9 protein-coding genes are annotated in these 6,875 nt (G+C 62.7%); 1 reads left to right on the top strand and 8 read right to left on the bottom strand.

Annotation, left to right across the window (positions count from 1 at the left end; all coding sequences use genetic code 11):
- The 5 genes from ENZ74_RS16700 to ENZ74_RS16680 all read right to left on the bottom strand — a co-directional run.
- The coding region (locus ENZ74_RS16700) for a hypothetical protein (RefSeq protein ID WP_127312873.1) at positions 1 to 320 on the bottom strand (320 nt) is incomplete at its 3' end.
- Positions 321 to 504: 184 nt separating this feature from the next.
- Positions 505 to 1,938 (bottom strand): ATP-binding protein, encoded by a 1,434-nt coding sequence (locus ENZ74_RS16695; protein WP_013532638.1) that lies wholly within the window; start codon positions 1,936 to 1,938, stop codon positions 505 to 507.
- Positions 1,922 to 2,587: a response regulator transcription factor gene (locus ENZ74_RS16690; RefSeq protein ID WP_013532639.1), complete on the bottom strand. Its 666-nt coding sequence runs from the start codon at positions 2,585 to 2,587 to the stop codon at positions 1,922 to 1,924. The genes ENZ74_RS16695 and ENZ74_RS16690 overlap by 17 nt, the downstream gene beginning before the upstream one ends.
- A 119-nt stretch (positions 2,588 to 2,706) precedes the next feature.
- On the bottom strand, positions 2,707 to 3,009 hold the full coding sequence (locus ENZ74_RS16685; protein WP_013532640.1) for a hypothetical protein: 303 nt from the start codon (positions 3,007 to 3,009) through the stop codon (positions 2,707 to 2,709).
- A gap of 175 nt (positions 3,010 to 3,184) precedes the next feature.
- A complete protein-coding gene (locus ENZ74_RS16680; RefSeq protein ID WP_013532641.1) occupies positions 3,185 to 3,592 on the bottom strand; it encodes a DUF3168 domain-containing protein in 408 nt (135 codons plus the stop codon).
- Between the two features lie 293 nt (positions 3,593 to 3,885).
- Between ENZ74_RS16680 and ENZ74_RS16675 the strand changes: the two genes are divergently transcribed.
- Positions 3,886 to 4,674 (top strand): fumarylacetoacetate (FAA) hydrolase, encoded by a 789-nt coding sequence (locus ENZ74_RS16675; RefSeq protein WP_013532642.1) that lies wholly within the window; start codon positions 3,886 to 3,888, stop codon positions 4,672 to 4,674.
- Here ENZ74_RS16675 and ENZ74_RS16670 read toward each other — a convergent pair.
- The 3 genes from ENZ74_RS16670 to ENZ74_RS16660 all read right to left on the bottom strand — a co-directional run.
- Entirely contained in the window at positions 4,671 to 5,474 is an 804-nt protein-coding gene (locus tag ENZ74_RS16670) for an ABC transporter permease (protein WP_013532643.1), read from the bottom strand. The two genes, ENZ74_RS16675 and ENZ74_RS16670, sit on opposite strands and share 4 nt — an antisense overlap.
- Positions 5,474 to 6,307: an ABC transporter permease gene (locus ENZ74_RS16665; RefSeq protein WP_013532644.1), complete on the bottom strand. Its 834-nt coding sequence runs from the start codon at positions 6,305 to 6,307 to the stop codon at positions 5,474 to 5,476. Before ENZ74_RS16665 ends, ENZ74_RS16670 begins: the two co-directional genes overlap by 1 nt.
- A 25-nt stretch (positions 6,308 to 6,332) precedes the next feature.
- On the bottom strand, positions 6,333 to 6,875 hold a 543-nt coding region (locus tag ENZ74_RS16660; RefSeq protein WP_127312872.1), incomplete at its 5' end, for an extracellular solute-binding protein.

The raw sequence follows: 6,875 nt of genomic DNA, 5'->3' as shown, positions 1-6,875 counted from the left end.
CGGTAGGGCTGGGCCGGAACCACCTCGCCGTAGCGCGAAGCCTGGGCGCCTTTCCACGTCACCTTCTGGCCGCTGGTCGTGTATTCCAGCGCTTTGTACTCAGCCTCGAGCGCGCTGCGCTTCTCGGTCTCGCTGAGGCCGTTGCCGATCGCCCCGCTGATGAGGCCGCCGCCCATCGCCGAAATGATCGTCGTGGTCACCTTGCCGCTGGAAGGAGGTGTCGAGGCCGGTGTCGCTGCCACGGTTGGACCCTTGCCGCTCAAGGTGGTGCAGCCGGAAACAGCCAGCAATGCGGAAACAAGCGCGACGCGAATCTTCATGCCAACAACCGGTTTTCTTGAGTTGGAGCCTGCCATGGATGCGCCGGGGGCCGCGTCATCGAGAAGTCGGCGTGGCCATAATATTGATATTTGTCGGAAATTTGGCCGCTGGCCGCTGCGGGACCAATGGACATGCCGCCAACAACATCTCCCGCCCCTCTATGTCGATCGGCTCTGGTGAACATCACTGAAGGCTCCGCAATCGCACCACCGCCTTCAATCCGCCCATACCGGACCGTTCGAGCGCCAGAACGCCTCCATACTCGTTGACGAGGTCTGCGACAATGGCCAGGCCCAGACCTGTTCCGGGCTTTGTCTCGTCCAGACGCCGTCCGCGCTTCAGCGCCTCGCGAGCCTTGTCCTCGGGAATGCCCGGACCGTCATCCTCTATGCCGATCTCGAACAGGCCGGCCGGGTCGTCCTTGCCGGTCAAGGGCACGATCGAGACCTGCACCGCGCTCTTTGCCCATTTCATCGCGTTTTCAAGGAGATTGCCCAGCAGTTCCTCAAGGTCCTCGCGCTCGCCGGCGAAGACGATCTCGCCCGCCGGCAGCGACAGCGACAGATTTGTCTGCGGATTGAGCTTCCGCAGAACCCGCACCATGCGCTGCACCAGCGGCGTCACCGGCGTGCGGTAGACGACGCTGTCGCGTTGTGCCGCGACGCGGGCGCGCTGGAGATAGTGTTCGACCTGCTTCTGCATGGAAGCCGCCTGTTCGGCGATCAACTGCCCCTTGGCGCCGCCGAGCGCGCGGCCCTCGTTGAGCAGTACCGCCAGCGGCGTCTTCAGCGAATGGGCGAGATTGCCGACCTGTGTTCGCGACCGCTCGACGATGCGCCTGTTGTTTTCGATCAGCGCATTGGTTTCGTTGGCAAGCGGTTCGATCTCGGCCGGGAAGCGGCCGTCGAGCCTCTGGGCGGTGCCTTCGCGCACCATGGCGAGCGCGTTCCTGACCCGGCGCAGCGGCTGCAGGCCGAGCAGGATTGCGATCGCGTTGATGGCGATCATGCCGACGCCGAACAGGCTGAGATAGGTCAGCAGGCGGCGCTGAAAGGTGGCGATTTCCTGTTCGAGTTCGCTCTGGTTGCCCATGACGCGGAAACGCGCGGCGCGGTTCTTGGCGTCGAGGACGAATTCGCTCTCGAACACTTCGAGTTGCTCGCCGTCGATGCCTTCGGCTGCGTAGCTGCGCTGGAAGCTCGCGTTGAACGGCACCTCGGCAACGCTCGGTGACGGGATCGTCGTGGTCATCGACGACGAATGGAGATCGCCATGCACGCCTTCCGAAGCGGGCTCAACCGACCAGTACCAGCCCGAATTCGGCTCCGAGAACCGGAGGTCGCCGAGATCTGGCGCGCCGGTCAGCGCACCGCTGTCGGAGATGCCGATCGAACCGATCAGGTTGAACAGATGCGCCGAAAGCAGGCTGTCGAAGCCGCGCTCGCTGGCTTGGCGGTATAGGGTGGTGATCAAGGTGAAGATGACAACGAGCGTCACGATCGCCCAGACCGTGGAAAAGGCGATGACGCGGAACGTCAGCGAACGCGGCCACAAACGCAGCGAAAGCGGCGTCCTTGCGGTTGGTTTGAGCGGTTCCGAGTTACGCCTCCGGCTCACGCATGCGGTAGCCCATGCCGCGCACGGTTTCGATCATGTCGATGCCCATCTTCTTGCGCAGCCGCCCGACAAACACCTCGATGGTGTTGGAATCGCGGTCGAAATCCTGATCGTAGAGATGCTCGACCAGTTCGGTCCGCGAGACGACCTCGCCCATATGGTGCATCAGATAGGCAAGCAGGCGGAATTCGTGCGACGTCAGCTTCAGCGGCACGCCGCCGACATCGGCCTTGGAGGCCTTGGTGTCGAGGCGCAGCGGTCCGCAGGTCAGCTCGGACGAGGCATGGCCGGCAGCGCGCCGGATCAGAGCCCGTAGCCTCGCCAGCACCTCCTCGATGTGGAACGGCTTGGTGACGTAGTCGTCGGCGCCGGCATCGATGCCGGAAACCTTGTCGCTCCAGCGGTCGCGCGCCGTCAGGATCAGCACCGGCATCTTGCGGCCGCCGCGTCGCCAGCGCTCGACCACGCTGATGCCGTCCATCTGCGGCAGGCCGATATCGAGCACGACCGCGTCATAGGGCTCGGTGTCGCCGAGGAAATGGCCTTCCTCGCCGTCGAAGGCGCGGTCGACGACATAGCCGGCATCGACCAGCGCATCCGATATCTGCCGATTGAGATCCTTGTCATCTTCGACGACCAGTACACGCATGCGGAGTTCGATACCTGTTGAAGAGCTTTGTCGGATGGAAGAGCTTTGTAGGATTGAAAACTGGGGCAGATATAGGCCGATTCCGGCGGCCTGGGAAACGTAGCCTAAGATTGATTGGATCAGTTCAGCGGAACGACGATCTCGGAACGGCGCGGACGTTGTCCGTCCTTGCCCGGAACGAGCACGACGATGACACAGACAGGCTGACCGCCGCGCGTCGATTGCGAGGCCTTGGCCAGCGTTCCGCCATTCTGCTCAGCCACCTGTTGGCCGATGGCGTAGCAATCGGAGGCCGCCAGTACGATCGGACTGGCAAGGTCGGGCGGCGCGATGACCGGCATCGCCATCGCCTGCGACGCAAACAGCCCGGCAGCACAAAGCGCCAGTGTCGCGGTTCGGAAGTGGGAGCGAAGCGTTTTCATGACCGGCGTTGTAACGCATCGGTGCTGAACGTGAAATGAACGGTGAACGCCGCTGAAAACATCCTCGCCACACCCCTGCAACGCGAGACAGTCAACCTGGGATTTCACCGCCTCGAACAGGCGAAATCCCGCGAAAGTCCAGTCTAGACTCCGTTTTGACCATATTGAAAGCGCATCAGGCATTTTCCTGCGTCATCGCGCGAAAACGCAGCAGCCCGTGATGCACGAGCAGATCCTCGTCATGGCGGGCTTCGGCAAATTCCAGCGACAGTCGTGTCTGGCCGCGAGGGCCGATCACCAATGCTGCGTCGGCAAGGCGCACCTGGATGGCGGCCATGATGGCTAGCGTTTCGGCATCACCATGGGCTTTCGACCAGACATGCAGCGTAATCAACTGATCGTCAGTGTTCTCGATGCCCGTATCCCAGTCGAAAGCGGAGGTATGGCCGCAGGTCACGTACGGAAAAGCGGCGTTGTCGGTTGGCCGTTCGAGCAGTCCGGCGCCGCCCAACAAGGCCGACAGCGATGCGTCGCTTCTCAGCCTGAGAAACACTGCCTGCTGCAAATCGCCTGGCGCGGTCATCGTCTTTTCCTCCGGTTCCTGCGCTGCCGACTGTTGCTTTTCGGAAGCTGTCCGCGTTCTGCGTGTTCTGACAGATATAGCCATTCGACGCGCAGAGGCGATGGCGATTCGTCATCGGAATGATGGATGCCGATGATCTCGAAAGGGCGGCTTTGCCAAGACCACCGTCGCGGGCACCACGCCGTGAACATGGACTCTCGATTCCTGGTCACATATTCTCGCTCCATACAGCGTCGCATGACGCAATGTTTCCTTGCCGTTTTTGATCCAGGAAGCAATTTCGGAAGCTGATGATGCTCGATGCAGAAAAGACCAGGGCTGCGTCGCGGTTGTTGGTAGGCCACTGGGACAAGGGCACCCGTCTCGACGCCATACCCGAGGCGTTGCGCCCACAAACACGGCTCGAAGGTTACGCTGTCCAGTCGCATGTCATGGATCGCTCGGCGGCTCCGCTTTTCGGCTGGAAGATTGCCGCGACCAGTCTGGCGGGACAAAGGCACATCAACGTCGACGGCCCCATGGCCGGACGTCTCCTGGCCGAGAAAGCGGTGGAGATCGGCGGGACCGTTTCCCTGGCGACGAGCAAGATGCGCGTGGCCGAGATCGAGTTCGCTTTCCGTTTCGGCCGCGAGCTGCCGCCTCGTGCGGCACCCTATGAAATCGCCGAGGCGATGGAAGCCGTGGCGAGCTTGCACCCGGCGATCGAAATCCCGGACTCACGGTATGACGATTTCTGCGCCGTCGGGGCGCCGCAGCTCATTGCGGACAATGCCTGCGCCAATCTGTTTGTCATCGGCGAGGCGGCGGAAGACGACTGGCACGACGTGGATCTTGCAAAGCACCCCGTGATCGCGTCCGTTTCCGGAAGGTCGCAACATAGCGGATCGGGAGCAGCCGTATTGGGCGATCCTCGCATCGCGCTTACCTGGATCGTCAATGAACTGTCGGGCCTGGGCATAGCGCTTCAGCCGGGACAGGTGGTGATTACCGGCACCTGCGTGACACCGATAAGCGTCGAGGCAGGCGACGAAGTCATCGGCGATCTAGGCAGGTTTGGCCGCGTCTCGGTGCGGTTTGTCTAGGCTCCGCGCTGCCTGGCCACGAAACTGCGCACCGCCAGCACCAGCACGGTGATGATGATCAGGATCACCGACAATGCCGCGATCGCCGGGTCGATGTTGTCGCGCAAGCCCATCCACATGAGCCGCGGCAGCGTGATGGCGTTGACAGAGGTGATGAACAGGGTGACGCCGATTTCTTCCCAGGACAGCACGAAGGAGAGAAGTGCGGCGGTGACGATGCCGAACTTGATGTTGGGCATGATGACGCGGGTGGCGCGCTCCCACACAGTGGCCCCTAAGCCCCGCGCGGCAAGGTCGATGCGGCGGTCGAGCTGGCTGAGAGAGACCAGCATCAGCACCGTGGCGAAGGGCACGGTCATCACCGAATGGGCCATGGCGACGCCAAGCCAGGTGTCGTAGCCGAAGAACGCGCTGAAACCCGAGATCGAGGTGAGCAAGAAGTAGAGCGTGATCGCCGAGACCACCGGCGGCACCACCATCGGCAGTAGCACGAAGCCGACCAGGGCCGCGGTGAAGCGCGGCTGGAACATCCAGACGCCAAGGCTGAAGCACAGCGCCAGCACAGTTGAAAAGGCGCTGCTGACGACACCGATGCGGATCGAGAGCAGAATCGATTGGAGCCAGCGCGGGTCTTCGATCAGCGCCCGGTAATGGCGCAGCGACAGTTCGCCCGACGGCATGGCCAGCATGCGGCTCGGCGTCAGCGACACCGGGATGACGGCGAGCAGCGGCATCAGCAGGAACAGCGCCACGAAGGCGGCGATGATCAGCGAGACGGGACCGGGGCGGTAGGTCGGCATCAGATCAACTGCTTCGGTCTGACATATCGGAACAAGAGCGCCATCAGCGCGCCGACGAACAGCACCAGCACGACGCTGATCGCTGCACCCAAGCCCCAGTCCGGGCTCTGGAATATCCTGAGATAGATCAGCTCGGCAATCATGACGCTGCGGCCGCCGCCAAGGATCGCTGGCGTGACGAAGAAGCCGAGCGAGAAGACGAAAACGATCATCGCCGCGCCTATGATGCCGGAGCGCGTCATCGGCACGAACACCGTCCAGAAGGTGCGCATGCGGCTGGAGCCGAGCCCGCGCGCCGCCAGGAGCACGCGGTCGTCGAGGCTGCGCATGGCCGATGCCAGCGGAAAAACGGCGAAAGGAATGAGGAAGTGCGTCATGCCGACGATGACGCCGAATTCGTTGCGCACCAACGCCAGCGGTTCGGAGATGAAGCCGATCGCCTGCAGCCACGTGTTGATCAGGCCGCGATTGGAGAGCAGCGCCACCCAGCCGAAGGCACGGGTCAGCACGGAAATCCAGAAGGGAACGAGAATGCAGAACTCGGCGATCAGGCGCTGTGCCGGGGTTCCACGCACCCAGACGACGGTGATGGCGTAGGCAGCGGCCACCGAGACCACGGTGACGACCGCCGCGATGCGCAGCGTGCGGATGAACACCGACTGCACCAGATCGTCGGTGAGCAGCGCCTCATATTGGCCGAGGCCGGGCGTCGGCAGCGTAAAACTCCATTTGACGACGCCGAGGAACGGCCAGGCATAGGCCAGGACAAGAAACAGGAGCAGCGGCGCCATCAACAGCGCCGCGCCCATCCTGTCGGAGAGATAGGATCTCATGTCCACCCGATTATCCCGGCCCTGATCAGGCCGAGATGATCTTGGTGTATTCGTCGAGCGCCGGCCCGTAATTTTTGGCGTACCAGTCCATGTCGAGCGCGATCTGCTTCTTCATGTTCTCGGGATCGACCGGGTTGATGCGCTTCTTGTCGGCCGTGATCAGCGCGTCTGCCGCCGGGTTTGCAGGACCTTGGCCGAGCTTGTCGAACATGACCAGCTGCTTTTCAGGGTCCTGGGCACTGGCGATGAACTTCATCGCAGCGTCCTTGCCGCCGGGGTTGTTCTTGAGCACGGCCAGCGCACCGGGCGAGATCAGTCCCTGATCCCAGATGAACTTGATCTTGCCGCCCGAATCCTGCTCGATCAGCGAAGCGCGCGTCGACCAGACGATCGCCATCGAGGCCTCGCCATTGAGCAGCACGCTCTGGCTTTCGGCGCCGCCACCCCAATAGGCAACGACGTTTTCCTTGAACGCGGCGATCTTGTCATGGGCGCGCTTGAGGTCGAGCGGGTAGAGCGACGCCGGCGCGATGCCGTCGGCCAGAAGTGCTGCTTCCCAGCTCGATAC

Source organism: Mesorhizobium sp. M7A.F.Ca.CA.002.15.2.1, assembly GCF_003998715.1.
GTDB classification, from domain to species: Bacteria; Pseudomonadota; Alphaproteobacteria; order Rhizobiales; family Rhizobiaceae; genus Mesorhizobium; species Mesorhizobium ciceri.
The sequence above is the reverse complement of the archived record's forward strand: the minus strand, read 5'-3'. Positions and strand labels throughout refer to the sequence as shown.

Excerpts from the sequence above, each read along its gene's own strand:
- ENZ74_RS16690 (WP_013532639.1), bottom strand. The coding sequence starts at position 2,587 with ATGCGTGTACTGGTCGTCGAAGATGACAAGGATCTCAATCGGCAGATA.
- ENZ74_RS16685 (WP_013532640.1), bottom strand. The coding sequence starts at position 3,009 with ATGAAAACGCTTCGCTCCCACTTCCGAACCGCGACACTGGCGCTTTGT.
- ENZ74_RS16680 (WP_013532641.1), bottom strand. The coding sequence starts at position 3,592 with ATGACCGCGCCAGGCGATTTGCAGCAGGCAGTGTTTCTCAGGCTGAGA.
- ENZ74_RS16675 (WP_013532642.1), top strand. The coding sequence starts at position 3,886 with ATGCTCGATGCAGAAAAGACCAGGGCTGCGTCGCGGTTGTTGGTAGGC.
- ENZ74_RS16670 (WP_013532643.1), bottom strand. The coding sequence starts at position 5,474 with ATGCCGACCTACCGCCCCGGTCCCGTCTCGCTGATCATCGCCGCCTTC.
- ENZ74_RS16665 (WP_013532644.1), bottom strand. The coding sequence starts at position 6,307 with ATGAGATCCTATCTCTCCGACAGGATGGGCGCGGCGCTGTTGATGGCG.